Source organism: Saccharopolyspora sp. NPDC045941 (assembly GCF_056431445.1).
Window position 1 is genome coordinate 1 of record NZ_JBWKKU010000095.1, and the last position, 26,930, is coordinate 26,930.

Below are 26,930 nucleotides of genomic sequence, written 5' to 3' on the forward strand. Positions count from 1 at the left end.
ACGATCCACGGCGGCTGCTCACCCTTCCTCACCCAACCATGATCCACGATCAAGGAAACCCAGACACAACCAGTGGTCCTTTTGCTAGGAACTCTTAGGTCGAGCTCATGGCATCGGCGTGGGCGTCCACCCGGCGGTTCGTCCGCCACCGCTTCGTGCTCTGCGCCATCGCGGGCTGGAAGGCCAAGCTCGACCGGCTCCGCGCCTCGGGCTGAGGCCGTCCCGGTCGTGAGTGTCCGGTCGTGAGCGTTTTGGAGTGCTCCCGCGCTCCAAAACACTCACGAGCGCAGCGGAAACCTGGAAGCTCCCGGTAGGCCGGTCACGGCGTCCAGGCGGGGTTCCGTCCGGTTGTGCCTAGGATTCGGTCCAGTGTGGACGCCGATGCCGGGACGGTGACTTCGGTGTCGTAGACGCCCATCTCCCGGCCCTGGTCGGCGGTTTTCGCGACCTCGCCGTGCACGTAGTCGAGGACGTCGTCGTCCGGCGCCACGCGCTGGCCGGTGGCCTTCGCCAGATCCCAGCCGTGCACCACCAGTTCCACCACGATCATGCCGCCGACCAGCGAGGCGGGCATTTCCGTCGGGCCGCCCATGTGCGTGGTGCCCTCCCACGCGCCCGGCTCGCTCCAGGAGCCCGCGGTGCGGTCCAGCAGCGCCACCAGGTCCGCGGCCCAGTCGCCGCCGGTCAGGTCGAGGTCCTGCTCGGCTTCGGCGGGTGGCGGCACCGTCTCCTTGCGCGCGGCGGCCTCCAGCGACGGCCCCCAGAACAGCAGGTGGTTCACCAGCTTGCGCACGTCGTACTCGGCGCACGGCGTCGGGGCGTCGAGCTGGTCGGGCTTGATGTTGCGAACGATTTCCCGCAGCGATGCGGCCGCGCGGGTCAGGAACTGTGCTTCGGACATGGCCCCAGACAAGCACGGCGGGCGGCCGACGTCTTGAACGAACGCGACATAGGATCCACCCGTGACCAGGGACGCCCGCGGACTCGGGGGTGCGTGGACGAAGTACCAGCGCCACGCCACCCACGCCCCGTCACCGGACCTCGCCCGCCACGTCGAGCGCTACTGGGTCGTTTCCTGGGACTACCGCGAGCCCTACCGGCAGCTGATCGTGCCCTTCCCGAACGTGCACCTGACCTTCCAGGACGGCGGTGCGACCGTGAACGGCGTCTTCAGCGGCCACCAGACCAGGGTGCTGGAGGGCCGCAGCGGGGTGTTCGGGGTGGCGTTCCGGCCCGGCTGCTTCCGGCCGTTCCTCGGCGCGTCGGTCTCGACGATCACGGACCGGTCGATCGACGCGCGCGAGATCTTCGGCCCCGGTTTGCCGGACGCGCCGGATGTGGACGAGGTCGAGCGGTTCCTCCGGGCTCGCTCGCCGCGGCCCGACCCGAAGGCGGACGAGGCCGCGGAAATCGTCGCGATGATCGCCGCGGAACCGCAGATCACCAGGGTCGACGCGCTCGCCGATGAGCTCGGCACGAGCGTCCGGCGGCTGCAGCGGCTGTTCGCGGAGTACGTCGGGATCGGGCCGAAGTGGGTGATCCGCCGCTACCGGCTGCGCGAGGCGACCGAGCGGCTGGGGGAGGGGAACTGGGCGGCGCTCGCGGCCGAACTCGGCTACGCCGACCAGGCGCACTTCGCCCGGGACTTCAAGGACATGTTCGGCGAACCCCCCACCTGGTACGCCGAGCGGTGTTAGCGGCGATTTCGCGCGAAATCGCCCACCGCCCGCCACGGGAAGCGGTGATTTCGCGCGAAATCGCCACCCTCGGAGAGGCGACTTGGTGAGAAGCCCGGGGTGTCGGAATCCGCTGGAACGTCCGTGCTCCATCCACTGTGGAGTCCCGTATCGCGCCGCCTGTCGCCGTCGGAAACGGCTGTCAAGGGTCACCGGGTGCTTCGGCCTCGCAGGCGGTAGCGGTCAGCAGCCCAGTCGGCGTCCGCGACCGAAGTCGGGGGCAGGTCTCATGCGTTGGCGGGGCTGGCGCTGGTGGCGCGGAAATACGCCGCGGCGGTGACGACGACGGCCAGCGCCACCGGCGCGAACGCGACCGCGAAGTCCATCGGTCGGGCCGCCATGAGGAACGCGCCGGCCAGGGTGAACGCCGGTGCGCCCCACTGGACCGCCGCGGTTCCCGCGTTCGCCTGGCGGGAGAGCCGGCCCGGCCGGCGCAGCAGCCTGCTCGTGTAGATCGAGGTCGCCAGGATCGAGATGCTGGAGACGATCCCGGCCGCGACCCAGGCGCCGACCTCGGAACCTTGCCGAAGCAGGATTCCGCCGCTCACCGCGACCAGGACGTTGACCAGCGGTATCACGTTCACCAGCACCTCAAGCCCCGGCGCGCGCTGGCCGGCCGGGTCGCTGCGGAGTCGGCTGAGCTCGGCGGTCTGCACGCCGAGCATGACGGTGAGCAGCAGAGCGAGGGTGACGTGGACGGCCAGCACCGTGCTGTGCATGGGGCTCCTCCGGGTGCTTCGGAAATCAGATTAGTTTGGATCTCCAAACATAGATATCATGGTGCCGTGACCGCAACGCCCGAGACGAGTCCCTACGCGCCGCGCCCCACTTCGGCGGAATTGCTGGTGCTCGGCCAGATCCCGCTGATCGCGGCGTCGTTCCGGCGCGTGCGCAGCGAGATGCCCGAACAGCTGCGCACGACCTTCGAGGAGCACGGCCTGAGCGCGCGTCACGGCGCGGTGCTCACCCAGCTCATGGCCGGGGAGCCGGCGAGCGTCAGCGAGCTCGCGAAGCGGCTGCGGCTGTCGCTGTCGACCGTGAGCGAACTGGTCGGCGCGCTCGGCCGGTCCGGGCTCGTCGTGCGCGAGGAAGACCCCGCCAACCGCAGGCGGACCCTGGTGTCCTTCCCGCCGGGCGTTCGGGCGGTGTACGAGGAGTTCGTCACCATCCGCTGCGCGCCGCTGGTGCGGGCGATGTCGAAGCTCTCGGCGCGCGACCGGGCAGGCTTCCTCGCCGGGCTCTCGGCCTGGGCGGACGAAGAGCGGGAGATGGGCGGGCGCGACTGACCACAGTGGACCCGTCGCCCGTCAGCGGGGTAGGTGTCGCGCGAAGAACGTGCGCACGTGGTCGCGGATCGCGGGCACCGATTCGGCCGGGTCGATCGCGCCGACCAGCTTCGCCCGGTCCTCGGCGCTCATCAGCCCGGCGTCCTGGAGCTGGGGCGCTTGGGCGCCGTAGTCGGTGAACACCCAGTGCGTGGCGTCGTCGAGCTGTTCCCGGCGGGTGCACCCCTGGTGGGCGAGCATCGCCGTCCAGGTGCGTTCGAAGCGCTCGTCGCGGAAGCCGTCGGTGCCCAGCAATAGCAACGGCCGGTCCACGCCGTCCCGGGCCACCGGGAGCAGTTCGCCGTCCTGGCCGGGTTGTTCCGGCAGGTAGTCGAGGTAGCCCTCCATGTTGACGGCGGCGTCGATGCGCCGGTCCTCGTACAGCGCCTCGGCCACCGTCGCGCCGCCCGCGGAGTGGCCGTACGCGCCGACCCTCCGCAGGTCCAGCGCCCGGCCGAGGTTCTCGGGCAGCGCGCGAGCTTCCGCGTCGGGGTTCCGCCCGGCGGCCAGGTCGCCCAGCCGGTCCAGGACGAACCGGGTGTCGGCGACCCGGGTGTCGAGCATGGTGCGGAACAGCTTCGGGTCGGTCCGGGGATCGCCGGGGACGTCGATCGTGCGCACCCGGCCGCCGGGGAATTCGACCTCACTGGCTTCGCCGGGGTGGTCGATGGTCACCACGACGTTGCCGTGGCTGGCGAGTTCTTCGGCGAGCCCGGTGCCGATGGTGCGCGGGTCGGCGCCGCCCGGGCTGTAGAGCAGCACCGGGCGTGCGACGGGCTGCGCGGGCGCGCCGGTGTGCGAGTGGGTCGCGGTGGCCGCCCAGTCCACGCCCCCGTCCGGCAGCTCCGGATGCAGGTAGACCGGGTCGACGCCCTCGAACACCTCCGCCGCCGCGGGCGTCAGCTGCGGTGCGATCGGGTATCCGCGGACCGTGCTCGCGGGGTAGAACACCGTGACCATCAGTTCCCTGGCGGTGCCGTTCCACGGGTCGGTCCGGTCGCGGTCGACCAGGTGCAGCATCGTGGTGCCGAGCCGGTGCGGGCCGGTCGGTGCCGGTAGCCGCAGGGTCGTCGGCTCCGCGTGCGCGGTGGTGCCGGCGGCGAGCAGCAGCGCGGCGGTGAGGATCGTAGTTGTGCGCAACATGTTTTCCCCTTCCGTTCCCAGGGCATGACAGGTCGAGCCCGCAACTGCCGTTCGGGCTTCTGCTGGGTTCAGTTCTTCCGCAGGACCGCGTAGGCGCGGTCCAGGTAGTCCAAGAAGTCCTCGCCGAACACGAAGCCCCCGTCTGGGACAGCGCGTTCCCGGAGGAAGTCGAGCATCGACTGCAGGATCGCGGGGTCGTCGCCGGTGAACAGGTCGCCGAGCTCGAACAGTCGCCGCGTGGTGCGCTGCACCTCGGGATCGTCCACCGGGTCGTCGGCCAGGCAGTGCCGCACCAGCGTCGCCGCCACCAGCGGCCATTCCGCGTCCAGCAGCTTCCTGCCCTCCGCGCCGAGCGCGTCGGCGCGTTCGTCCAGGACGGCCTGCTGCTCGTCGGTGATGTACTGGTCGATCGTGGTCATCCGGCCCAGCGCGGTGAGGAATTCGCCGCTCTCCGGGCGCCACGAGCCGTCCAGCTGCTCCAGCAGGTTCCTGGTCCGGCTCCGCAGCGCGTCCAGCCGACTGGCCTGTTCGTCGAGCTGGTCGAGGTGGCCGGCGAGCACCTCGCGCAGCGCGGCGGGATCGGCCAGCACGTCGCCGATCTCCTCCAGCGACATCCCCAGCTGCCGCAGCAGCCGGATCTGGTAGAGCCGCTGCAGGTCGTGCTCGGTGTACCGGCGGTGCCCGGACCGGGTTCGCTCGCCGGCCCGCAGCAGCCCGAGCTCGTCGTAGTGGTGCAGCGTGCGCACGGTCAGGCCGGTCGCCCTGGCCAGCGCCCCAACGCTCCACAGCGGCTGCTTCTCGCCCCCGGTTCCGGTCACGGGAACGACACTAGGACCTCCCGCTACGTCAGGTTCAACACCGGTGCCGGAAGAATCCACTGTGGACGTGTAGAGGCGGGTCTTGCGGCTCTCGACCGGCCGCCTTACGATCCCTGCTACTCGATCGATCGATCGACGGATGAGCTCCGATCGGATCGGGCTCGCGGCGGGAGTGATGGGATGCACGGCACCAGAGAACTGCGGCGAGTCGCTTCCGCGGCGTTCATCGGCACGGCGTTGGAGTGGTACGACTACTTCCTCTTCGGCGCGGCGGCCGCACTGGTCTTCGACCGCGTCTTCTTCCCCGGCCTCGATCCGGGCACCGGCCTGATCGCCTCCTTCCTCACATTCGCGGTCGGCTTCGTCGTCCGGCCGCTGGGCGGGATCCTGTTCGGGCACATCGGCGACCGCCTCGGCCGCCGCCGGGCGCTGACCGCCACCCTGCTGATCATGGGCCTGTCCACCGGCGCGATCGGCCTGCTGCCGGGATATCAGCAGATCGGCTTCATGGCCCCGCTGCTGCTCGCCGTTCTGCGCTGCCTGCAAGGGCTTTCGGCGGCCGGCGAGTGGTCCGGCGCGACGCTCATGGCGGTCGAGCACGCGCCAGAGGGGCGGCGCGGCTGGTACGGCGCGATGCCGCAGTACGGGGCGCCGGCGGGGACGCTGCTGTCCAGCGGCGCGATGGCGCTGGCGACGCTGCTGCCAGAGGAGCAGTTCGTGGCGTGGGGCTGGCGGGTCCCGTTCCTGGTTTCGTTCGCGCTGCTGCTGGTCGGCATCCAGGTCCGGCGCCGGATCGAGGAATCCCCTTTGTTCGAACGGGAATCCCGGGAGAAGGTGCCCGTCCTGGCGGTGCTGCGGGGCCATTGGCGGGAGGTGGTGATCGCGTTGTCGGCGACCATCGCCAACACCGGCGGCCTGTACCTGCTGACGACGTTCCTGGTCGGCTACGGCACGACCGCGCTGGGCATGCCCAGGCACGTGATGCTCGCGGCGACGCTGATCCCGGCGGCGCTGGAATTCCCGGTGATGGCGCTGAGCGCCCGGCTGGCCGACCGGTTCGGCCCCGGCCGGATGTGCGTCGTCGGCTCGCTGCTCTCGGCGATCACCGCCTTCCCGGTGTTCCTGCTGGTCGACACGCGGTCCCCGGTGCTGGTGGTGCTGGGCGCGGCCGTCGGGATCGGCATGCTCACCATCACCTACGCTGCGCTGGGCACCCTGATCGCGTCGATCTTCCCGCCGTCGCTGCGCTACACGGGCGTTGCGATGGGCGTCAACCTCGCCGGGGTGGTCGGCGGCCTGCTGCCGTACTTCGCCACCCAACTGCTCGTGCTGTCCGGCAACGCTTCCTGGCCCGCGGCGACGCTGCTGCTCGCGATCGCGGTGTGGAGCCTGCTCGGCAGCCTGGCCGCGCAGCGCCGCATGGGGATGAAAAGCCAAGCGCGCCAACTCGAATCGGTGGCCTGAGAGGAATCAGCATGCCCAGCGCGATGACCACATCCGGTCCGGTCGACCGCGACCGGCTCGGCCCGATCCTGCCGCACGAGCACCTGTTCATCAACCTGCTCCGCGAGCGCCGCGGCGACGGCCTGATCACCGATGAGCGGCTGGTCACCGCGGAAGTCGGCGCGTTCGCCGAACTCGGCGGCGGCACGATCGTTGACCTCACCTCCGCGGAACTGACCGTCGGAGCCGCCCCGGACCCCCGCAGCGACGCCGCAGGCGACACCCGAGACCCGGAGAACGTCCTGGCCGTCGCGCGCGTCGCGAAGGCCGCCGGGCTGAACGTGGTGCTGGGCACCGGGCACTACCGCGACCCGTTCCTGGACCGGGACTGGTTCGACCGGCACGACCCGGATCAGATCGCCGAGCGGCTGGTCCGGGACCTGACCGAAGGCTTCCCGGGGACCGGCGCCCGGGCCGGCATCATCGGCGAGATCGGCGCCGACAAGTGGTACATCTCGGCGGCGGAGGAGCGCTCCTTCCGGGCCGCCGCCCGCGCCCACCGCGCAACCGGGGCGGCGATCTACACCCACGCGGCGCGCTGGCCGGTCGGGCTGCCGCAGCTCGACCTGCTCGCGGCGGAGGACGTCGCGCCGGGGCGGATCGCGATCGGGCACTGCGACCTGGTCGAGAAGCCGGGCTACGCGCTGGAAATCGCGCGGCGCGGGGCCTACGTCGGGATCGACACCATCTTCACGGCGAACCCGCACGAGGTGCGGCGGCGCGTGGCGCTGGTGGTCGAGCTCGCGCGAGGGGGACATCTCGACCAGATCCTGCTCTCCCACGACGTCTGCGTGAAATCGCAGCTCAGCGCATACGGCGGCACCGGCTACACGTTCCTGCAGACGACTTTCCGGGACGCCTTGCGAGAGGCGGGGATCGACGACGGGGAGTTCGAGCGGATCACGGAGGACAACCCGGCCCGGCTGCTCTGCGGCTGAACGCGCATCAGGGGTCGCCGAGCGGTAGCGCCGTGTATTCCACTGTGGCCGATTCCTGACAGGGCGCTGTTCTATGGTGGCGGCCATGGTCGACATCGAGGTGCGCAGCCGGGTGCCCGGCGCGTCTGGCGATGACGTGCCAGCGGTGCTGGTACGGCTGGCCGGCGATCGCACGACGGTGCGGGAGCTGATCCGGCGCGCGGTCGAGGAGCAGATCCGGGAGTTGCGCGCCGACGCGGCGCGTTGCCGGCGCGTCCTCGACCGTCAGTACCTGGCCAACGACGATCTCCGGGCGCAGGCCCGCACCGGTGCGATCAGGTTGCCGCGGCAGGCGCCGGCGGACCCGGACGTGACCACGGAGGCTACCCGGGCGCACCGGGCCTTCGCCCGGGGCACGTTCGTGGTTTTCGTCGGCGGACGGCAGGTCGTCGGCTTGGACGAAGAGGTCACGCTTCGGCTGGGTGAGCCGGTCGTGTTCCTGCGGCTGGTCGCTCTGGCGGGAGGCTGATCGTGGTGGAGCGATCCGTACCAGAGATCTACATCGACGTCGTCGACGAACAGCGCGGGGCGCTGTGGCGGCTGGTGGACCGGGCGCGGGTCGCGGTGAAGGCCGGCGACGTGGCGGGCCTGCGGGATACCGCCGAGGTGATCCGGCTCCGGATCAGGCAGGGCGAAGACCAGACGATCGGAAACCTGGCACCGCACGTGGCCGATATCGTCGCAGAGCTGGACGAGCTCTACGATGCCGGCTTCCCGGTCGACCGGCCGGACGACATCACCGGCCTGCTGGATGCGCCGTGGCCGACGGCTCATCGGAAAGCCCTGCTCGCTGCCTTTCTCGGGCGCGACGTCCGGCACCGGCTGTTGTTGGACGAGGTGGCGGAACGGGCCATTGCCGCCACCGACACCCGCCTGCTGCGGGTGCTCGTCTGCACCCCGCTGGGCACCCTGGGCAGGGAGACCGTGGCGCGGATTCTCGACGGGCTGCACCGGGCCGGCGCCCTGGACGCCGCCGTGGTCGAACGGGCTTTCACCTATGACCGCTACCTCGGTTACGCCATCATCGGCCGAGCGCCGACCGGTGATGCGACCGCGCCGCCGCTGGCCTGCGCGGGCGCCGTGCGGAACCACGTGGACGCGCTGACCTGGCGGCTCGTCTCCGCACCAGCTCCGGCCGACTGGGACGAGCTGCCCAAGGTGCTGGTACCGCGCGGCCTGCGGTTCGTTCGTGCGGCGCTGACCTGGCACGGCGACGAACGGGTGGCCGACCATCTCGGCGCGGCGGAACTTACCGACGCGGAATGCGCCGCCCTGCTCGACTTGCTGCGGGATCGGCCGGTGGAGGAGCAGCGCCGAGTATTCGGGTGGCGGCTGCGTGCGGGTGACGCCGACGCGCTGCTTCCGCTGTTCGGCTTGGAACGCGCCGCGCCGTTGCTGCGCCTGATCCGGGCGATGCCAGTCGGCGAAGCCACCCGCCAGGACCGGGCCGCCTTCCTCACCGCGATCGAGGACGCCGGTGTGGACGCCGCCCGGCGGCTGCTGGAGCTCGAACCGAACGAACTGGTCTCCGCGGTCATGGGGTGGAACCGCGCCCAGGTGCTGAAGCGCGTCAAGCACAATGCGCTGCAGGGTATCGCCGCATTCGGGATGCTGCCCCTGGCTTCGGACGAGACGGTCCTCGATCGCTACCTGGCGTTGCGGGAGTCTGCGAAGAAGGGCACCAAGCTCGGTCCAAACCGCAGACACAGCCACGCCGCCGCGATCGCGGTCGCTCTCGACCACTTGGCGCAGGTAGCCGGAGTTCCGGAGGCGAGCCGTCTCGAATGGGACTGCGAGGCGCGCATCGCCATCGAGACCCCCATGGAGGCGGAGGTCGGCGACTACCGGATCGCGTTGCGGTTCGACGGTGCCGACCCGGCGATGACGGTCAGCCGGGCGGGCAAGACGCTGAAGTCGGTGCCGGCCGCCGTCCGCGCCGACCCCGGCTACCAGGTGCTGCGTGAGCACCAGGAGCGACTGCGGGACCAGGCTCGCCGGATGCGGACCGGGCTGGTGGAGCGGCTGGTCGCTACCGCCGGGACGCTGGCGCCTGACGAACTGGCCCGACTGCTGTCGCTGCCGGCTGGTGCGGCGATGCTGCCCGCGTTGCTCTGGCGAGACCGGGCGGGCGTGATCGACCTGCTCGACCAGGTCGACATCACCGGTCCGGTCACCGCTGTCCACCCGGTCGAATTGCACGAGCGGGGGGTGCTCGCCGACTGGCAGGCGGAGATCGTGCGGCGCCGGCTGCGGCAACCGGTCAAGCAGGCGTTCCGGGAGTTGTACGTGCTCACTCCGGCGGAACGCGAGGCGGGCGACGTGTCGCGGCGGTTCGCCGGTCAGACGGTCGACGGCAGGGTGGCGGGCCAGTTGCTGTCCGGTCGGGGCTGGTTCACCCACGGCGAGTACGACGACCACCAGGCGACCCGCACCGTCGGCGACGGCCTCATCGCCGCGCTGCGCTGCGATTTCCACGGCTACTTCGGGATGGGCGATGTCCAGGTCGGCGAGATCCGCTTCCTGACCGGCGGCGACCGTGACCCGGGCTGCTACGGCGCCCCGACCGGCTCGGGCCGCGTCGGCGGCACCCCAGTGCCGCTGGTCGACGTGCCACCCGTGGTGTTCTCCGAGGTCATGCGAGACCTGGACCTCGTGGTGTCGGTCGCCGGCGCCCAGCCGGAGGAGTACCTGTCGCCGGCGCAGGCGGCGAGTCGGACGCAGGTGCTCGCGGCGCTCATCGCCGACCTGGGGCTGACCCAGGTCACCGTCGAGGGGCACTCGGCCGTGGTACGCGGCACCCGGGCGACCTACCGGGTGCATCTGACCAGCGGCAGCATCCACATCGCCCCGGCCGGCCACCTTTGCGTGGTGCCCGCCTCGTTCGGCGCCACGGCGCACCGACGGCTGTTCCTGCCGTTCGCCGACGAGGACCGGATGACGAGCATCATTTTGAGCAAGGTGCTCCTGCTGGCCGAAGACGAGAAGATCAGCGATCCGTCGATCCTGACTCAGCTCGATTCCCTCACCGGCAAGGCCGCTAATTGACGTGGCCGGCAAGGAAAATCCGCCTACTCGCAACCACTCGGACAGCGAGGACCGATCACCCGAGCGCAGGCCGATCCCGACATCGGCCCAGAGATGAGGTTGTCCCAAGGGCAGGTTGGCCGCTGGTGCGGTCGATATCTGGACCGGTGTGGTTATCCGCTGCGTGCCCGAGACCCGCAACCGCGACGCCACCGAGATCGGCACCGCGCTGGGCGCCGCTTTCAACGCCAGACGACGTGAACGGGGTCCGCACGGTCATCCGGATCGTGGGTTCACCCGGCAGTTGGTGTGGAGGTATCGGGCAGCGCCGTCCGCGAAGTCGTAGATCGCTACCGTCTGGGTGTCCTCCGAGGAATCCGCCGGCGGCATCAGGAAATTCGTCTCGCTCACCGGGAGCAGTTCATACCTGATGCGGTCCGGTTTCTGGAGGAACTCCGCCTGCGTCGGGTCGAGGACCAGGGTCAGGTGCAGCTTCCCGCCTTCGCCCGACACCTCGTAGCGTGCGCCGGGGCGCTCGTAGACGCCAACGTAGCTGGGCAGGTCGAGGTTCCGCGTCGTGTCCGGTGCGGGCAGGTCCGGGACGGTGACCGTGCCGAGGTCGGTCAGGATCTCGTTGAACACCTCGCGGTAGAAGCTTTCCCGCGGCCCGCCGTTGGTCAGCATCGCGATGGCGGTGCCCGAGTCCGGCAGGAGCCGTAGCCGGGCGTTCTGGCCGATCGTGCTGCCGTCGGCCGCGTAGACGGTTTCGCCGTGCCAGTCGCACGCGATGAGGCCGAGCGCCCATTCCGGCCCGAACATGTACGGGTCCGGTACGGGCACCCGCGAACGCATCATCTCCCGGATGCTCTCGGCCGAGACGATCCGCTTTCCGTTCGGCGCCTTGCCTTCGTCGAGGAGGACGTGCGCCATTGCGAGCACCTCGCGGGGCGTCGAGGTGATGCCCCCGCCGGGGCCGAAGGCGCGCGGCAGGTAGTCCACCGGGGTGACGATGGGGCCTTCTTCCGGGGAACGGATCAGGTGGCCGGTCGCGGCGCGGGTTTCGTCCACCTGCTCGCGCCGGCTGCTCGTGCTGGTCAGACCCATGGGATCGAAGAGGCGATCCCGCATGACGTCGTCCCAGCGCTTGCCGTCGTGCACCTCCAGGATCCGCGCGAGGATCGCGTAACCGAGCGCCGCGCTGTAACCGTGGGTGCGGCCGACCGGGAAGACCTGGGGCGCGTCGGCGATGTTCTCGACCATGCGCTCGTAGACGTCGTCTTCTTCGCCCGGATCGCCGTAGGCTTCCTCGATACCGTTGGTGTGGCACAGCAGGTGCCGCGGGGTGACCGTGGCGCTCGCCTCCGGATCGGCAACCGTGAAAGCGGGCAGACAGGTCCGCACCGGCTCGTCCAGATCGACTTTCCCCTCGTCGACGAGCTGCATGAAGGCCAGCGCGGTCCACGTCTTGGTCATGGAGCCGCACTGGTAAACGGTGTCCGTCGTAACGGGTTCCCGCGTTTCGACGTTCTTGACACCGACCGCGAGCTCGGCGAGTTCTCCGCCGTGGAGCACACCGATCGCGGCGCTCGGGATGCTGTACTCCGCCAGGAGTTCCGCGACCCGGGCTCGAATCCGCGGCACGTCGATCGTCATCGCGGGAGACCGACCGCGTTCGCGGCGTCCGCTTCGAAGTACTCCGTCGTGGCATGGGCGCCGGTGTGCGCCTCGAAGAAGTCCCGAACGGCATCGATGGAGTCGTGGTCGATGACGTTGACCGCCTTGGCCCCGTCCTTGCTCGCGACCGCCAGCTTCCACTTGGCGCCCTTGGGGAGCTTGGCGTGCGCCGTCTTCAGGCCACCCCAGAACTTGCTGTCGTCCGAGACGGTCGACACGGCCATTACGTGCATCGTTGTTCCCTCTCTTTCAAGATGAGGAAAAGCTACGTTGCGTTTCGCAATCGGTCAACGGAATGCATGCACAAAAAGCAGTAAAAAGCTAATCGTTGCAACGAGATTGAAAGCAAATGCAACTGTTCGGACCGAGTCGTTGCAATGTACTGTCGATGAATGCAAGAGGAGGTGTGCCGGTGCCAGGAGGCAGGCTGACCCACGAGGACCGCCGGCGGATCGCGGCATGGCTGGCCGACGGGCTCGGTTACGCGGAGATCGGCCGTCGGCTCGGCCGGCCGACGTCCACGATCAGCCGCGAGGTGGCCCGAAACGCCGCATCAGGCGACTACCTGGCCGACCACGCGCAGCAGGCCGCCGGCCACCGCGCCCGCCGGCGCAAGCCGGCCCGGCCGGCCGAGCCGGCGACCGACGGGCAGCCGACCGAGGCGGTGCGCGGCTTCGTGGACCAGTTCGCGGCCCGGCTGGCCGCGACCGGCCTGCCCCGGATGACCGCCCGGGTGTTCGTCTGCCTGCTCACCTCCGACGCCGACGGCCTGACGGCAGCCGACCTGGTGCACCGGCTGCAGGTCAGTCCGGCGTCGGTGTCCAAGTCCATCGGCTACCTCGAAGCCGTGGATTTGGTGGTGCGCCAACAGGATCCCGGTGGGCGCCGCGAGCGGTACGCCATCGACGACGACGTCTGGCTCCGGGCGTGGCAGGCCGACACCGGCGCGCACGGCGAGATCGCGACCGCCGCACAGCGCGGTATCGAGATCTTCGGCGCCGACACGACCGCCGGCGCCCGACTCGGCAAGATGGGCCGGTTCTTCGCCCGGCTCAGCGAGCAGATGAGCGGCAGCACCCTCACCGAGGCCGTCGTGCACGACGCGCTGACCGTGCTCGCCGCCCTCGTGCACGCCGGCCGGCCGCTCGCCCTGGACGTGCTGGCCACCGCGCTCGACTGGCCCCGGGAGCGTGCCACCGCCGCGCTGGACGCGATCCAGCGCCAGCCGGTGATCGCCGACCCCTTCGCCCTGCGGGCCAGCGGGCCCGAGACGTACGTCCTCACCACGAGACCGGACCGCCTGAGCCCGGCGCAACGCGCAGCACTCGAGAAGTGAGTCGGCGCGTCCTCGATGCCGCAGGCTGACAACCAGGGCTCGGCTCGCTGCGGCCTGCGCGCCGGAGAGGACGCGAGCGAGTCAGGAGAGCCAGTCGGCGTAGCGGGTGGGGGCGAGGTGAGCGTGCTCGTCGGTGAGGACGTCACCCTTGACGACGGCGAACATGCCGGCGGTGGGGTCGGCAACGACGGTACGGTTGTCGCCCTTGCGGGACAGGGTGATCCGGCCCAGCTCGTCCAGGGAGAAGATCTCGGGGCCGGCGATGTTGCGAATGCCATTCAGCGGGGCGCCCGCGGCGACCTCAGCCACCGCGTTGGCCACGTCCTTGGAGGCGATCGGTTGGATCGGCGTGGCGGGCAACCGGACGGTGTCGCCCTCGGCGGTCCACGACAGGACGGCGTCCACGAACTCCATGAACTGCGTCGCCCGGACGATCGAGTAGGGGATCGGCCCGGCCGCGAGGATGTCCTCCTGGAGCACCTTGGCCCGGTAGTAGTCCAGTTCCGGCACCTGGTCCGCGCCTACGATCGAGAGGATGACGAAGTGGCCGACGCCGCCCTTCTGGGCAGCGGCCAGAAGGTTGTCCATTGAGGTCTGGAAGAAGGCCGGGGAGGCTTCGTCGAAGGTCGGGGAATTCGTCAGGTTGACGACGACGTCGGCTCCTGCCACCGCCTCATCCAGTCCCCGGCCGCTGATGACGTCGACCCCGGTGGAATGTGAGTGCGGTACCGCCTCGTGCCCGGCGGCGTTCAGGTTCTTGACGACCTGCGACCCGATCAGCCCGGTACCGCCGATGATTGCGAACTTCATGTGATGCGCCTTCTTTCGATGATTGATGTCCGGTGTACGGCTCTGGTTGCGGCCTAGGTTCTAGCCCTCGACGAACGTGACCGTCTCGTCGAGCGGCGCCCGTCCCGTGCGGGTGTCGCCATCCGTGACGTCCTCGAACCCGATCGACATGCCGCAGAAGAGGATGAGGTCATCCGAGGGCGACAGGACCTCCGCGACGGTCTCGTGAAACTTCGCCCATGCCATCTGCGGGCAGCTGTGCAGCCCTTCGGCGCGGAGCAGCAGCATCACGGTCTGCAGATACATGCCGACGTCGGACCATTGGGCCGGGCCCATGTCGCGGTCGATGTAGCAGAACAGGGCGGCGGGCGCGCCGAAGCAATCCCAGTTCGCGGAAGCGGCCCTCTGACGCGCCTCCAGGTCCTCGCGCGGAATGCCGAGTGCGCCGTAGCGCTGCTCGCCGAAGGCGGATCGGCGCTCGCGGTACGGGGACTTCAGCGAGGGCGGGTACTGCTCGTACTCCGGCTCGTCCCAGGGGTCGCCTGCGGCCAGGCGCTCGCCGGCGCGCTTCTTGATCTCGGCCAGCGGCGCGCCAGTCACCGCGTAGACGTGCCACGGCTGGAGGTTCGATCCGGACGGCGCCCAAGCCGCGGCGGCCAGCACGCGCTCCAGCACCTCCCTCGGGACATGCCGGTCGGTGAATCCGCGAACTGCCCGTCGGCTCGTCGCCGCTTCGTAAACGTCCAAGATCCCTGCCTCCCGCCTGCTCGACGTGTCTGTCTTCGTTACATCTACAATGGTATCACTCAATACTGTATCGTGTGCGACTATCTTCGGCACGAATACTCAGCCCCTGGTTTCCCGCCTCAGGCACGACTCTTTTGGAGAAGGTCCATGGCCACGCTGCTGCACATCGACTCGTCCGTGTTTCCCGGCGAGGTGTCCTCGTCCCGTTCGATCGCGGACGCCTTTCGCAAGGCATGGGAGGAGCAGCACCCGCAGGGCACGGTGATCTACCGCGACGTCGCCGCCAACCCTGTCCCGCACATCACCGCCGACGCCCACACTGCCGGTTTCGCGGCCCCGTCCGACCACACCCCGGAGCAGTCCGTCGCGTTCGCCGCGCGCGTGAAGCTCATCGAGGAGCTGGAGCAGGCGGACGCCGTCCTGATCGGCGCCCCCATGTACAACTACTCGATCCCGTCGACCCTCAAGGCGTGGCTGGACAACGTGATCCTGCTCGGCCGCACCGCGGGCGAGGCCCCCTCCGCCCAGGGCACCCCGGTCACCGTCGTCGCCAGCCGCGGCGGCTCCTACGCACCGGGCACGCCGCGCGAGGACTACGAGTTCGTGCAGAACTACCTGGAGGCCGTCCTCAAGGGAACCCTCGGCCTGGACCTCGACTTCATCGTCCCGGAACTCACCATGGCCCCCCGCAACCCGGCCATGTCCGAACTGGTCCCCCTCTACGAGGCCTCCCGCAACCGTGCCTTCGAGGCTGCGACCACCAAGGCCAAGGAACTCGCGGAGCGCCTCGCCGCGTAATCCCCGGGCTATAGACGCCGTGTGACGCCTCGATTCAGGGCGTCACACGGCGTCCTCGTCGCCTGCGCCCTCCTCGGCGGTGACGTGGCGCTCTATCGCTGGGGCCCGGCGTCAGGGGGCGTTCGGCGTGCCAGCGGGCCGCGCATCGACACGACGGCGATGTGGCCGAGGGTGCAGAGCACACCGCCGGCCAGGTATGCGGCGCGGTAGCCGTGCGGACAGCTCGGGTCCTGCTGGCGACGAAGCCCTGACCGCCGCCAGGGCTGGCGCGTCGCGGCGTTGGTCGCAGTTCTCAAGGCAGGTTCGCTGCGAAAGCCGCATGAGGCGAAGCGCGCCGGTAGGCGGCTGTCGCGCGGGCGTGCTTACGCCTCGCCGCCTGCGGGATAGGCGAACTTGGTCAGCAGATCTGTCAGCTGTTCGGGCTCGCCGGTCCCCAGTTCGGCAACCAGGCGCTCGGCCAGCGGCTCCGCGCTCACATGCGCAGCATCGAAAAGCTCGATGCCCTGCGGTGTGATCTCCACTGCCCGCGCCCGCCGGTCCCCCGGAACGGTCTTGCGCACGGCCAGCCCCTTGCGCTCCAGGTCGTCCACGACCCGCATGATTCCCGCCTTGTCGGATCCCGTCGCGGTCGCCAAGTCCCGCTGCATCGTGGGCCCGTGGTTGACCAGCTCGATCAGCACGGCAAAATGCCGCAACTCGATGCCGAGCGGCCGAAGCGCCTCCGCCATCACCGCGGCCGCGCGCCAGTGCGCCCGGCGGAGCAGCAAGCCGAGAGCGAAAGGCGATTCATCCCCGGGGCGATCGGTCGCACGCGAGGCGGTGGTCCTGTGCGGAAGGTCGGCGGTCATGAGGTCACACTACCGCCATTCGTTCATTCGATACGGTATCACTTGAAACTAAATCGTCGGGTGGGGAGCGGCGATCTCACCTGATCTGCGAGCGTCGGCGGCTCTTACCCGGTCAGGCTTCCGCCTTAGGCGACCACGCGGCCGTTGTGGATCACCGTGCGGTCGCGGCCGCGGTCCATCACGGTGGAGGTCACGGTTTCGCCGTCGACGAGCAGCAGATCGCCCTGGTCGCCGATGGCGAGGCCGGGCCGGTCGGCGACCGACGCGACGCGCGGCAGCGAGCGGTCGAGGATCGACGCACCGCCGCGGGAGGCCACCGCGTAGCAGTGCTCGATGAGCTCGTCGGCGCGGAACTGGTTGGTGAACGCGAGCTGCCACGTGCGGTCGAGCATGTCGGCGTTGCCGTACGGCGACCAGTAGTCGCGCTGGCCGTCCTCGCCGAGCCCGACGCGGACACCGGCGGCGGTGAGCTCGGCCAGCGGCAGCGAGTGGTGCCGCGCGGGCGCGACGGTGGCCATCGAGATGTCCAGCTCGGCGAACTCCGCGATCAGCCGCCGGGTGGTGGCCTCGGAAACGCTGCCGAGGCTGTAGGCGTGGGAGATGGTGACCTGCCCCGCCATGCCGAGGGCGCGGGTGCGCTCCAGGATCAGGTCGGTCGAGAACACGCCGAGCTCGCCGGGCTCGTGCAGGTGGACGTCGATCGGCGCCTGGTGCTTCTCCGCCAGCCCGAACAGGACGTCCAGGTGGCGCACCGGATCCCGGTCGAGCGTGCACGGGTCGATGCCGCCGACCACGGCGGCGCCCGACGAGAGCGCCTCGTCGATCAGCGGCGGCACGCCCTTCTCCCGCAGCAGACCGGCCTGCGGGAACGCGATGATCTCGACGTCGCAGCGGTCGCGGTGCGCTTCCTTCGCGGCCAGCACGCCTTCGAACCGCTCCAGCTTGCAGTCCGCGTCGATCTGCGCGTAGCTGCGCACGCGGGTCGTGCCCTGCTCGATCATGCGGCGGAGCGTGTAGGTGGCGCGTTCGGCGACGCCCCACTCGGCGTCGCGCCAGTTCTCGCGGTCGTTCATGACCATCGGCCAGATGCCCGGGCTGCCGGTGTGCGGGCGGAACGGCAGGCCGATCCGGGTCGAGTCGAGGTGGCAGTGCACGTCGGAGAACGACGGCAGGGCGAGCCGCCCGCGGCCGTCGACGGCGTCGGCGCGGTCGGCCTGCGCGGCGTGCGGGGTGATAGCGGTGATCCGCCCGTCCTGGATGTCGATGTCCGAGGGTTCGCCGCCCCACGGGCGCACGTTGGTGATCAGCATTGGCTCTCCGGTCACGTCGCGGGCAGTACGTCGGCGAGGCTGGCCAGCGAGGGCGCCCGGCCCAGCTCGATGTGCGAGAACGCGAGCGCCGCCGCCAGATCGGCGTTGCCCGCGTAGATGGCTTGGCAGATGTCCTTGTGCTCGGCGCACTGGACGCGCATGTCGCGATCCGAGGTCATGGTGAACAGCCACTGCATCAGCCCGAGCGAGGGCTTGAGCGCGTTCTCCAGCATCCGGTTCCCGGTCATCGCGACGATCTCGGCGTGCAACGCGGTGTTGGCGGCCGGGATCTCGTCGGCGTCGCAGCGCCGCGTCGCGTCCTCGGCGGCGTCCATGAGCTCCCGCAGCCGCGTTCCGCCGCCGCCCGCCGCAACGGCTTCGGCGGCCCGGCGCGCCGCCATCACCTCGAGGCTCAGCCGCAGGTCGAAGAGCTCGTCGACGTCCTTGAGCGTGAGGGCGCGGACAGTGGCGCCGCGTCGGGGCGACGCCACGACGAAGCCGTCGGCCTCGAGCCGCGCCAGCGCTTCGCGCACCGGGATGCGGGAGATGCTGAGCGCCTCGGAGAGATCGCGCTCGCGAAGCCGATCGCCGGGCGCGTACTCACCCGCGAAGATCCGGCGGCGGATCTCGTCCGCGGCGCGGACCGCGGTGGACGGCCCGAGGTCCGGACCCTGGCGGCGATCGGTGGCAGCTGGACCGGTCATGGGCCGACCCTACGCGCGGCGACGCGGCCGCGGCTTCGACGCATGCCGGGGGAGAACGCCGACCCCGGCCCGCTGGTGATCAGCAGTTTCAAGTGAAACCTCCCGCCGGGAACGCCGGTTGACCGCAGTTTCAATTGAAACCGTCATCCAACCGGATCCCCGGTCGTGAACGCCGGGTACGTCGGCGGGAACAGCTCCGCCGCCGGCCGCCGCTGCACATCGCGCTCGGAGTAGGCCTCGCGCATCTTCTCGAACAGCAATTGCGCGCGTTTCCGCAGGTCTTCGAGGTCGACGCCGGGGATGCGGGAGTCCGCCATGACGGTCCGGCCCGCGACGACCGAGTGCGTCGCCTGCCGCGCGGTTCCGTTGAGCAGGAAGGTGCGCACCGGATCGTCCAGCACGCCGTCGCGGATGTCGTCGATGCGGAACGCCACCACGTCGGCCTGCGCGCCCGGCTCCAGCCGGCCGAGATCGCCGCGGCCCAGCGCCCGCGCGCCGCCGAGGGTGGCGGCGTCGAGGTAGTCCTCGGCGGGCGCGGCGTCGAACCGGTCTTCCAGGACCTTCGCCAGGTGGGTGCCGACGTCCATGCCCCGGATCAGGTCCGGCGGGAAGGAGTCGGTGCCCAGGCACAGGTTGATGCCCGCGTCCCGGTACGTGCCGAAGGTGTGCAGCACCTTCCCGTAGCGCAGGGACGTCTGCGGGCAGTGCACGATCGACACGCCCGCCGCCGCGAGCTTCGCGAGGTCGCCCCGGTCTTCGCCGTGGACGTCGGGGTGCCGGTCGGTGACCAGGCCGTGCGGTACGAGCAGGTGGGTGTCGAGGAGCCCGGTGCGTTCGAGCATCTCCAGCGGCGTGACGCCGTGCTGGCGCTCGACGAGGCCGCGTTCGAGCAGGCCCTGCAGGCAGTGCAGCCGCACGATCGCGTCGCGCTGCCGGGCGGTGGCGGCGGTCTCGCGCATGAGCTCTTCGGTGATCGTTTCGATGCGGCAGGGCAGGAGGACACCGGTCACCAGCGGGTCGGCGAGCCCGGCGACGTGGTCGAGGAACCGCACCGCGTCCTGCAGCCCGGCGCGCCCGCGTTCCTCGTCGAACGCCACGTCGCGACCGCCCTCCGGCAGCGCGACGTTCACGCCCGAGCGGTAGGCGGGGCCGAGGTAGGCGCGCAGGCCCAGCTTGCGCGAGGTCTCGGTCATGGTGACGAGCTCGTCGTAGGGCTCGGCCCACGAGCTGTGGATCTCCGAGGCGATCGGCATGTACGTGGTGATGCCGTGCAGGGCGAGCTGCACCAGGGCGTACTCGCGGATCGTCGCGCGTTCCTCGGGGGTGAACACGTCGCGGCGCCGGTGCTGGAAGTAGTCCAGCGACCACTGGAGCCCGTCGGCCCGCTCCGGCGTCGGCCAGGCGTCGAGCACCAGGTGGTCGATGTCGGTGAGGGCGTCCAGGTCGATGAGGCCGGGCAGCACCAGCGATTCGCCGAGGTCGAGTTCGGCGTCGACGGGACCGTCGTAGTCGTGGCCGACGTGGACGATCACGTCGTCCTCCCAGACCACTCCGCCATCGCGCAGGAGCGCGTGGTGTCCGTCCTGGTGGGCGAGGATGTGGCTGGCCCGCCAACGCGTGCGCATGGGATCTCCTCGGGCTCGGTTCTCGGTGGCCTGGAAGTGCCCCGACACTAGCATTTGGCATACCAAATACGAACGGTCTTTTCGGTGGAGCCGGCCGAACGAGGCGGCTGCAGGGTGTCCGCAGCGGTAAACGCCTAGCTCAATCGGTAAATGTTAAGCCGAGGTAACTCTTCGCCCGTCCGATCTGGCCATTCCGGGAACAGCTCTTTACTCTCCCGTCGGTATACCAGCTAGGCCCGACCGGTCCAATCCACGGACCGTGCCCTGGAGGCAGTCATGGACCAAAGCACCGGCACGACGTCCGCGACGGAGCAGCCGATCACCCGCGCGAACTGGATAACCGCGATCGTGCTGTCCACCGTGATCTCGGTGGTCTCGGTGCTGATCGGCGAGTACAAGTTCCAGGTCGGGCCGGCCGCGATCGCGCTGTTCCCGATCATCTGGGCGGTGCTGATCGGCGCGATCATCGGCGTCCAGCGCTGGCGGCCGGTCTCCGGCGCCACGCGCTCGGTGGCGACCGTGATGCTGGAGATCAGCATCCTGCTGTTCCTGGCGAAGCTCGGCACCGAGATCGGCCCCTCGCTGGCGAAGTTCCAGAACCTGGGCCCGGCCATCCTGCTGCAGGAGGTCGGCCACATCTTCGGGACGGTCCTGCTCGCGCTGCCGGTCGCGGTGGCGCTGGGCCTCGGACGGGCGGCCATCGGAGCCACCTGGTCGATCGACCGCGAGTCCTACCTGGCGTTCGCGATCGAGCGCTTCGGCGTCCGGTCGCCGGAATACCGGGGCGTGTTCTCGGTCTGGCTGATCGGATCGGTCTTCGGCGCCCTGTACGTCTCGCTGCTCTCGGGCTTCATGGGCGGCCTGGGCATCTTCCACCCGCTCGCGCTCGCCCTGGGGCTCGGCCTGGGATCGGGCTCGATGATGCTGGGCGGCGTCGGCGCGCTGTCGCTGATCTACCCGGAGCAGGCGGCCGAGATCGCCGCCCTGGCGGCGCTGTCCAACCTGGTCACCAACATCGTCGGCTTCTACTCGGGCGTCTTCCTGGCGCTGCCGCTGTGCCGCCGGCTCTACGCCTTCTGGAGCCGCGTGTTCGGCCGCGACGACGAGGGCAACTCGCGCCGCACCGCCGCCAAGGCGAAGAAGCAGAAGCAGCAGCAGGTGCTTGAGGTCGTGCAGGACCCCGAGGTCAAGCTCACCCCGAGCCTGGCGCTGCTGTCCTACCTCGTCGTCGGTGCGGGCGGGCTGCTGGCCAGCGCGATCGGCACGCGTTCCTTCGAGATCAAGGACGCGGTGGGCATCGTCGTCCTGCTCGTCCTCACGTGGGTGTGCGTCCGCCTGGCGAAGCTGGTGCCGATGGTCCCGGCCAGCGTCTTCGTGCTCGGCATCGGCACGCTGCTGTCGGCGAACTTCCTCCCGACCGGCCCGTTGGTGGCGGACCTGATGGAGAACATGAAGGTGATGCTGATCGGCCTCCCTGGCCTGGCCCTGATCGGCCTGACGCTGGGCCGGGACATCCAGGCGCTGCGCCAGCTGAGCTGGAAGGTCGTCCTGGTCGCGCTGCTGACCTACTCGTCCTCGTTCCTCGCGGCGGCGGCGCTGGGCCAGACGGTCCTCCACCTCTGATCACGAAGCACGGAGCATCCGGGGTCGTGAGCGTTTTGGACTGCTATGGCGGACCAAAGCACTCACGACCCCGTCGTCGTTGGCCGGCGCGCCAGTCCACCCTCGCCACCGCAGTCGGCATCACGCCCGCCAACATCGCGGTGCTGAAGCACGGCCGCGCGAAGGCGGTCCGGTTCACGACGCTCGACGCCATCTGCCGCACGCTCGAATGCCAGCCCGGCGACGTGCTCCGCTGGGTACCCGACGGCGGCTAGATGCGGAATCCGCGGCCTGCATGGACCGCCGGTGGACAGGTTTGCCGCGCCAGAACGCCGACTAGCCGCTGGAGCCGTGTCGGAGGGACGTAGACCGATCGCAAAGAAATGTTTGCAAACGGTTCTTTGCAATCGTACGTTGGCGGCATGGCGGACTACGGACGAGATCTGCGGATGGTCACCCTCGACGCGAAACGGCTGCGCGCGCTGGCGCATCCGCTGCGGGTCCGGTTGCTGGGAGCCCTGCGGCTGGACGGGCCGGCCACCGCGACGGCACTGGGCAAGCGCTTCGGCGAGAACTCCGCCAACACCAGCTGGCACCTGCGGCAGCTGGCCGAGGCCGGGCTCGTCGCCGAGGACACCCAGCGCGGGAACCGGCGGGAACGCTGGTGGGCCGCCGCCCAGGATCGCACCGAGTTCGATCCGGGAGAACTTTCCGAGGACCCCGAGCTCACCGGATCGCTGGCGTCGTACCTGCACGCGATCAACGCCGTCCACCACGACCAGGCCGGTACGTACCTCGCCACGATGCAGGACTGGCCGAAGGAATGGCGCGGCGCCGCGGAGCTGTCCGACTACCGCTTGTCCCTGTCCGCCCGGGAACTCTCAGAGCTCAACCGGCGCATCCAGGCCGTGGTCGAGGAGTACTGGCGCGAACCGGAACCGGGCGATGTCGAGGTGGTCACCCACTGGCACGCGGTTCCGCTGCGCCGCCAGGAGCGCGACGCCGACGTCACCGACGTCTTATGAGGCACCCGCTCGCCGGGCTCATCACCGCGACGACGATCTCCAGCGTCGGCACCGGGATGACCATGCTCGCGATCCCCTGGTTCGTGCTGGAGTCGACGGGCCGCGGTGTGGACACCGGGCTGGTCGTGATGGCCGAGGTCGTCGGCCTGCTGCTGGGTTCGGCGTTCGGCGGGCCGTGGATCGACCGGCTGCGCCCCCGCAGAGCGGCCGTCCTGTTCGATCTCGCGGCGGCGGTCGTGGTCCTCGGTATTCCGGTGCTCCACCGCTACGACGCGCTGCCGCTGTGGCTGCTCGGAGCGCTGGGCCTGCTGCTGGGACTGTCCCGGGCGCCTGGTGATGCCGCGCGGCAGGTGCTGATCCCGGACATCGCCCTTCGCACCGGTATCGCGGTGGAACGCGTCAGCGGCGCCTACGACGCACCGAACCAGGGCGCGCGGGCGCTCGGTGCTCCGATCGCGGGCGCGATCATCGCGATGCTCGGCGCCCCGGCGGCGCTCGTCGTCGACGCGGCGAGCTTCGTGCTCGCCGCCGCCATCACCCGCTTGACGCTCGACGAAGCAGCGATCGACACCGCCGGCGGCGGCGGTGGTTACCTGCGGCAACTCGGCGAGGGATTCCGCTTCCTGCGCAACGACCGCACCCTGTTCGCGATCCTCTGCATGGTCGCGGTGACCAACGGGCTCAACAGCGGCTTCTTCTCCGTTCTCGTGCCCGTCTACGGCCAGGTGGTCCTGCACTCGTCGCTCGGGGTCGGGCTCATCTCCGGAGCGTCCGGCGCGGCGATGGTGCTGAGCACGGTCCTGTTCGCCTGGATCGGACTGCGTTGGCGGCGCTGGCCCGTTCTGGTGGCCTGCTACCTGCTGGTTCTCGGGCCGCGTTCCGGGATCTTCCTGCTGCAACCGGATCTCGTTGTCCTCGTCGCCGTCAGCGGCGTCATCATGCTCGCGTTCGGGCCGCTGAACCCGATCATCGGCGCGGTCAAGGCGGAACGAACGCCGCCGCAGTACCGCGCACGCGTTTTCGGCGCGATATCAGCGGCAGCGCTGCTGGGAATGCCCGCCGGAACGCTCGCCGCGGGATTTCTCGGCGACCACATCGGACTGATGCCCAGCATCGCGGTGTTCACCGCCGCGTCCGCGACGATGTCCCTGTGCCCGCTGCTGTTCTCGGCGTGGCGCGCCGTCGACGAAAGGACTTCCCCGGCCCGGGAGCGGGCCGAGGAAGTCCTTTGAGGACGATCAGCCGACGTAGTCCGCGAGGTGCTCGCCGGTGAGGGTGGCGCGGGCGGCGACCAGGTCGGCGGGCGTGCCCTCGAAGACGAGCCGGCCGCCGTCGTGCCCGGCGCCGGGACCGAGGTCGATGATCCAGTCGGCGTGCGCCATGACCGCCTGGTGGTGCTCGATGACGATCACCGACTTGCCGGCGTCGACGAGCCGGTCGAGCAGGCCGAGCAGCTGCTCGACGTCGGCGAGGTGCAGGCCGGTGGTCGGCTCGTCGAGGACGTAGACGCCGCCCTTCTCCGCCATGTGCGTGGCCAGCTTGAGCCGCTGCCGCTCGCCGCCGGAGAGCGTGGTGAGCGGCTGGCCGAGGCGGAGGTAGCCGAGCCCGACGTCGACCAGCCGGTCGAGGATCTTGTGCGCGGCCGGGAGGCGCGCCTCGCCTTCGGCGAAGAACTCCTCGGCCTCGGCCACCGACATCGCGAGCACCTCGCTGATGTCCTTACCGCCGAAGTGGTGTTCCAGCACCGATGCCTGGAACCGCTTCCCCTCGCACTCCTCGCAGGTGGTCTCGATGCCGGCCATCATCGCCAGGTCGGTGTAGATGACACCGGCGCCGTTGCAGTTGGGGCAGGCGCCCTCGGAGTTGGCGCTGAACAGCGCCGGCTTCACGCCGTTGGCCTTCGCGAACGCCTTGCGGATCGGTTCGAGCAGCCCGGTGTAGGTCGCCGGGTTGCTCCGCCGCGAACCGCGGATCGGGGCCTGGTCGACCGCCACCACGCCGTCTTGCCCGGACACCGAGCCGTGGATCAGCGAGCTCTTGCCCGAGCCCGCGACCCCGGTGACGGCGACCAGCACGCCGAGCGGGATGTCGACGTCGATGCCCTGCAGGTTGTGGGTGTCGGCGCCGCGCACTTCGAGCGCCCCCGACGGCTTCCGCACCGACGGCTTCAGCGACGCGCGGTCGTCCAGGTGCTGCCCGGTGAGCGTGCCGCCCGCCCGCAGCCCCTCGACGGTGCCCTCGAACACCACCTCGCCGCCCTTGGTGCCCGCGCCCGGGCCGAGGTCGACGACGTGGTCGGCGATCGCGATCGCCTCCGGCTTGTGCTCCACGACCAGCACGGTGTTGCCCTTGTCGCGCAGCCGCTGCAGCAGGTTGTTCATCCGCTGGATGTCGTGGGGGTGCAGCCCGATCGTCGGCTCGTCGAAGACGTAGGTGACGTCGGTCAGCGACGATCCGAGGTGCCGGATCATCTTGGTGCGCTGCGCCTCGCCGCCCGAGAGCGTGCCGGTCGGGCGGTCGAGGCTGAGGTAGCCGAGCCCGATCTCGACGAACGAGTCGAGGGTGTCGTGGAGCGCCTTCAGCAGCGGCGCCACGGAAGGCTCGTCCAGCTCCCGCACCCACTCGGCGAGGTCGCTGATCTGCATCGCGCAGGCGTCCGCGATGTTCATCCGCCCGATCTTCGACGACCGGGCCGTCTCGCTGAGCCGGGTGCCGTCGCAGTCGGGGCAGGTGGAGAAGGTGACCGCCCGCTCCACGAACGCGCGGATGTGCGGCTGCATCGACTCCTTGTCCTTGGACAGGAACGACTTCTGGATCTTCGGGATCAGCCCCTCGTAGGTGAGGTTCACGCCCTCGACCTTCACCTTGGTCGGCTCCCGGTAGAGGAAGTCCTGCATCTCCTTCTTGGTGAACTTGCGGATCGGCTTGTTCGGGTCGAGGAAGCCCGACTCGGCGTAGGTCCGCACCGTCCACCAGCTGTCCGACTTCCAGCCGGGGATGGTGAACGCGCCCTCGGCGATCGACTTGGAGTCGTCGTAGAGCTGGCTGAGGTCGATGTCGTTGATCGTGCCCCGGCCTTCGCAGCGCGGGCACATGCCGCCGGTGACGCTGAAGCTGCGGCGTTCCTTGACGGTCCGCCCGGCGCGTTCCATCGTGACCGCGCCGGCGCCGCTGATCGAGGCGACGTTGAAGGAGAACGCCTGGGGCGAGCCGATGTGCGGCTTCCCGAGCCGGCTGAAGAGGATGCGCAGCATCGCGTTGACGTCGGTGGCGGTGCCGGCGGTGGAGCGCGGGTCGGAGCCCATCCGCTGCTGGTCGACGATGATCGCCGTCGTCAGGCCTTCGAGCACGTCGACCTCGGGGCGGGCCAGCGTCGGCATGAAGCCCTGCAGGAAGGCGCTGTAGGTCTCGTTGATCAGCCGCTGCGACTCGGCGGCGATCGTGTTGAACACCAGCGAGCTCTTGCCCGAGCCGGAGACGCCGGTGAACACCGTCAGCCGGCGCTTCGGGATCTCGATGCTGACGTCCTTGAGGTTGTTCACGCGCGCTCCGTGCACGCGGATCAGCTCGTGGCTGTCGGCGGCGTGCGGCGCAGGCGACTGCGCGACCTTCCTCGTGGCCTTGCTCATCGTGTCTCCATCTCGTCGGGCGGGGCCGCGTTGGCGGGCTCCCTCGGCGTCGCCTGACTCGATCCGATCAGGTCCGGGAGTGGGTGCGGTCCGACCTGCGGTGTCGTTCGGGGTGGCTCGGCCGGCCGCGCTCTGCGCGAGGTCCGGTGCCGGCGTCGTCAGGCCGGGTGCGGCGGGGGGGGGGGGGGGGGGGGGGGGGGGGGGTGGAAGAGGGAGGGGGGGGGGGGGGGGGGGGGGGGGGGCGGGTGGGGGGGGGGGTGTGGGGGTGAGGGTATGAGGGGGGGGGTGCGAGCGGGGGGGTGGTGGGGAAACAAGTT

General features: G+C 70.2%; 25 protein-coding genes. 12 read left to right on the forward strand and 13 right to left on the reverse strand.

What is annotated here, in order from left to right; genetic code table 11:
• Positions 1-319 precede the first annotated feature (319 nt).
• Positions 320-901 (reverse strand): TIGR03086 family metal-binding protein, encoded by a 582-nt coding sequence (locus AC07FN_RS42150; protein WP_478400726.1) that lies wholly within the window; start codon positions 899-901, stop codon positions 320-322.
• Positions 902-962: 61 nt separating this feature from the next.
• On the opposite strand from AC07FN_RS42150, the gene AC07FN_RS42155 reads away from it, so the two are divergent.
• Positions 963-1,697 carry a DUF6597 domain-containing transcriptional factor gene (locus tag AC07FN_RS42155; protein ID WP_478400727.1) on the forward strand — a complete coding sequence of 245 codons (735 nt, stop codon included), beginning with the start codon at positions 963-965 and terminating at the stop codon, positions 1,695-1,697.
• Between the two features lie 266 nt (positions 1,698-1,963).
• Here the strand turns inward: AC07FN_RS42155 and AC07FN_RS42160 are convergent, their stop codons facing one another.
• Positions 1,964-2,455, reverse strand: coding sequence for a hypothetical protein (locus tag AC07FN_RS42160; protein WP_478400728.1), 492 nt, complete (start codon positions 2,453-2,455; stop codon positions 1,964-1,966).
• Between the two features lie 66 nt (positions 2,456-2,521).
• Here AC07FN_RS42160 and AC07FN_RS42165 point away from each other — a divergent pair, with 66 nt between their 5' ends.
• Entirely contained in the window at positions 2,522-3,022 is a 501-nt protein-coding gene (locus tag AC07FN_RS42165) for a MarR family winged helix-turn-helix transcriptional regulator (protein WP_478400729.1), read from the forward strand.
• Between the two features lie 21 nt (positions 3,023-3,043).
• On the opposite strand, the gene AC07FN_RS42170 is transcribed toward AC07FN_RS42165, so the two are convergent.
• Positions 3,044-4,204, reverse strand: a complete 1,161-nt coding sequence (locus tag AC07FN_RS42170) for an alpha/beta hydrolase (protein ID WP_478400730.1) — start codon at positions 4,202-4,204, stop codon at positions 3,044-3,046.
• Between the two features lie 68 nt (positions 4,205-4,272).
• The gene (locus AC07FN_RS42175; RefSeq protein WP_478400731.1) at positions 4,273-5,022 is read right to left on the reverse strand and encodes a MerR family transcriptional regulator; all 750 of its coding nucleotides are present in this window, start codon (positions 5,020-5,022) and stop codon (positions 4,273-4,275) included.
• A gap of 180 nt (positions 5,023-5,202) precedes the next feature.
• Between AC07FN_RS42175 and AC07FN_RS42180 the strand changes: the two genes are divergently transcribed.
• The 4 genes from AC07FN_RS42180 to AC07FN_RS42195 all read left to right on the forward strand — a co-directional run bounded on the left by AC07FN_RS42180 (position 5,203) and on the right by AC07FN_RS42195 (position 10,547).
• Complete coding sequence (locus AC07FN_RS42180; protein ID WP_478400732.1) at positions 5,203-6,486, forward strand: MFS transporter; 1,284 nt, start codon at positions 5,203-5,205, stop codon at positions 6,484-6,486.
• 11 nt (positions 6,487-6,497) lie between these two features.
• Positions 6,498-7,463, forward strand: a complete 966-nt coding sequence (locus AC07FN_RS42185) for a phosphotriesterase family protein (protein WP_478400733.1) — start codon at positions 6,498-6,500, stop codon at positions 7,461-7,463.
• Positions 7,464-7,548: 85 nt separating this feature from the next.
• The gene (locus AC07FN_RS42190) at positions 7,549-7,971 is read left to right on the forward strand and encodes a hypothetical protein (RefSeq protein ID WP_478400734.1); all 423 of its coding nucleotides are present in this window, start codon (positions 7,549-7,551) and stop codon (positions 7,969-7,971) included.
• Positions 7,972-7,973: 2 nt separating this feature from the next.
• Complete coding sequence (locus AC07FN_RS42195) at positions 7,974-10,547, forward strand: DUF4132 domain-containing protein (RefSeq protein ID WP_478400735.1); 2,574 nt, start codon at positions 7,974-7,976, stop codon at positions 10,545-10,547.
• A gap of 255 nt (positions 10,548-10,802) precedes the next feature.
• Here the strand turns inward: AC07FN_RS42195 and AC07FN_RS42200 are convergent, their stop codons facing one another.
• Positions 10,803-12,179 (reverse strand): serine hydrolase, encoded by a 1,377-nt coding sequence (locus AC07FN_RS42200; RefSeq protein WP_478400736.1) that lies wholly within the window; start codon positions 12,177-12,179, stop codon positions 10,803-10,805.
• Positions 12,176-12,424 carry a hypothetical protein gene (locus tag AC07FN_RS42205; protein ID WP_478400737.1) on the reverse strand — a complete coding sequence of 83 codons (249 nt, stop codon included), beginning with the start codon at positions 12,422-12,424 and terminating at the stop codon, positions 12,176-12,178. Before AC07FN_RS42205 ends, AC07FN_RS42200 begins: the two co-directional genes overlap by 4 nt.
• Before the next feature lie 188 nt (positions 12,425-12,612).
• On the opposite strand from AC07FN_RS42205, the gene AC07FN_RS42210 reads away from it, so the two are divergent.
• Entirely contained in the window at positions 12,613-13,536 is a 924-nt protein-coding gene (locus AC07FN_RS42210) for a GbsR/MarR family transcriptional regulator (protein ID WP_478400738.1), read from the forward strand.
• An 81-nt stretch (positions 13,537-13,617) separates the two neighbouring features.
• Here the strand turns inward: AC07FN_RS42210 and AC07FN_RS42215 are convergent, their stop codons facing one another.
• Entirely contained in the window at positions 13,618-14,346 is a 729-nt protein-coding gene (locus AC07FN_RS42215) for an SDR family oxidoreductase (RefSeq protein ID WP_478400739.1), read from the reverse strand.
• A 60-nt stretch (positions 14,347-14,406) separates the two neighbouring features.
• Complete coding sequence (locus AC07FN_RS42220; protein WP_478400740.1) at positions 14,407-15,072, reverse strand: nitroreductase; 666 nt, start codon at positions 15,070-15,072, stop codon at positions 14,407-14,409.
• A gap of 147 nt (positions 15,073-15,219) precedes the next feature.
• Here AC07FN_RS42220 and AC07FN_RS42225 point away from each other — a divergent pair, with 147 nt between their 5' ends.
• Positions 15,220-15,870: an FMN-dependent NADH-azoreductase gene (locus tag AC07FN_RS42225; protein WP_478400741.1), complete on the forward strand. Its 651-nt coding sequence runs from the start codon at positions 15,220-15,222 to the stop codon at positions 15,868-15,870.
• Positions 15,871-16,232: 362 nt separating this feature from the next.
• Here the strand turns inward: AC07FN_RS42225 and AC07FN_RS42230 are convergent, their stop codons facing one another.
• The 4 genes from AC07FN_RS42230 to AC07FN_RS42245 all read right to left on the reverse strand — a co-directional run bounded on the left by AC07FN_RS42230 (position 16,233) and on the right by AC07FN_RS42245 (position 20,357).
• Entirely contained in the window at positions 16,233-16,718 is a 486-nt protein-coding gene (locus AC07FN_RS42230) for a MarR family winged helix-turn-helix transcriptional regulator (RefSeq protein WP_478400742.1), read from the reverse strand.
• 125 nt (positions 16,719-16,843) lie between these two features.
• Entirely contained in the window at positions 16,844-18,043 is a 1,200-nt protein-coding gene (locus tag AC07FN_RS42235) for an amidohydrolase (RefSeq protein ID WP_478400743.1), read from the reverse strand.
• Positions 18,040-18,732 carry a GntR family transcriptional regulator gene (locus AC07FN_RS42240; protein WP_478400744.1) on the reverse strand — a complete coding sequence of 231 codons (693 nt, stop codon included), beginning with the start codon at positions 18,730-18,732 and terminating at the stop codon, positions 18,040-18,042. The genes AC07FN_RS42235 and AC07FN_RS42240 overlap by 4 nt, the downstream gene beginning before the upstream one ends.
• Positions 18,733-18,875: 143 nt before the next feature.
• Complete coding sequence (locus AC07FN_RS42245; protein WP_478400745.1) at positions 18,876-20,357, reverse strand: chlorohydrolase family protein; 1,482 nt, start codon at positions 20,355-20,357, stop codon at positions 18,876-18,878.
• Between the two features lie 276 nt (positions 20,358-20,633).
• Here AC07FN_RS42245 and AC07FN_RS42250 point away from each other — a divergent pair, with 276 nt between their 5' ends.
• The 4 genes from AC07FN_RS42250 to AC07FN_RS42265 all read left to right on the forward strand — a co-directional run bounded on the left by AC07FN_RS42250 (position 20,634) and on the right by AC07FN_RS42265 (position 24,216).
• On the forward strand, positions 20,634-21,980 hold the full coding sequence (locus AC07FN_RS42250; RefSeq protein ID WP_478400746.1) for a DUF3100 domain-containing protein: 1,347 nt from the start codon (positions 20,634-20,636) through the stop codon (positions 21,978-21,980).
• Between the two features lie 26 nt (positions 21,981-22,006).
• Positions 22,007-22,234 (forward strand): helix-turn-helix domain-containing protein, encoded by a 228-nt coding sequence (locus AC07FN_RS42255; RefSeq protein WP_478400747.1) that lies wholly within the window; start codon positions 22,007-22,009, stop codon positions 22,232-22,234.
• A gap of 147 nt (positions 22,235-22,381) precedes the next feature.
• The gene (locus tag AC07FN_RS42260; protein ID WP_478400748.1) at positions 22,382-22,984 is read left to right on the forward strand and encodes an ArsR/SmtB family transcription factor; all 603 of its coding nucleotides are present in this window, start codon (positions 22,382-22,384) and stop codon (positions 22,982-22,984) included.
• Positions 22,981-24,216: an MFS transporter gene (locus tag AC07FN_RS42265; protein ID WP_478400749.1), complete on the forward strand. Its 1,236-nt coding sequence runs from the start codon at positions 22,981-22,983 to the stop codon at positions 24,214-24,216. The genes AC07FN_RS42260 and AC07FN_RS42265 overlap by 4 nt, the downstream gene beginning before the upstream one ends.
• 6 nt (positions 24,217-24,222) lie before the next feature.
• Here AC07FN_RS42265 and AC07FN_RS42270 read toward each other — a convergent pair whose 3' ends face one another.
• On the reverse strand, positions 24,223-26,613 hold the full coding sequence (locus AC07FN_RS42270; RefSeq protein WP_478400750.1) for an ATP-binding cassette domain-containing protein: 2,391 nt from the start codon (positions 26,611-26,613) through the stop codon (positions 24,223-24,225).
• Positions 26,614-26,930: the final 317 nt, after the last annotated feature.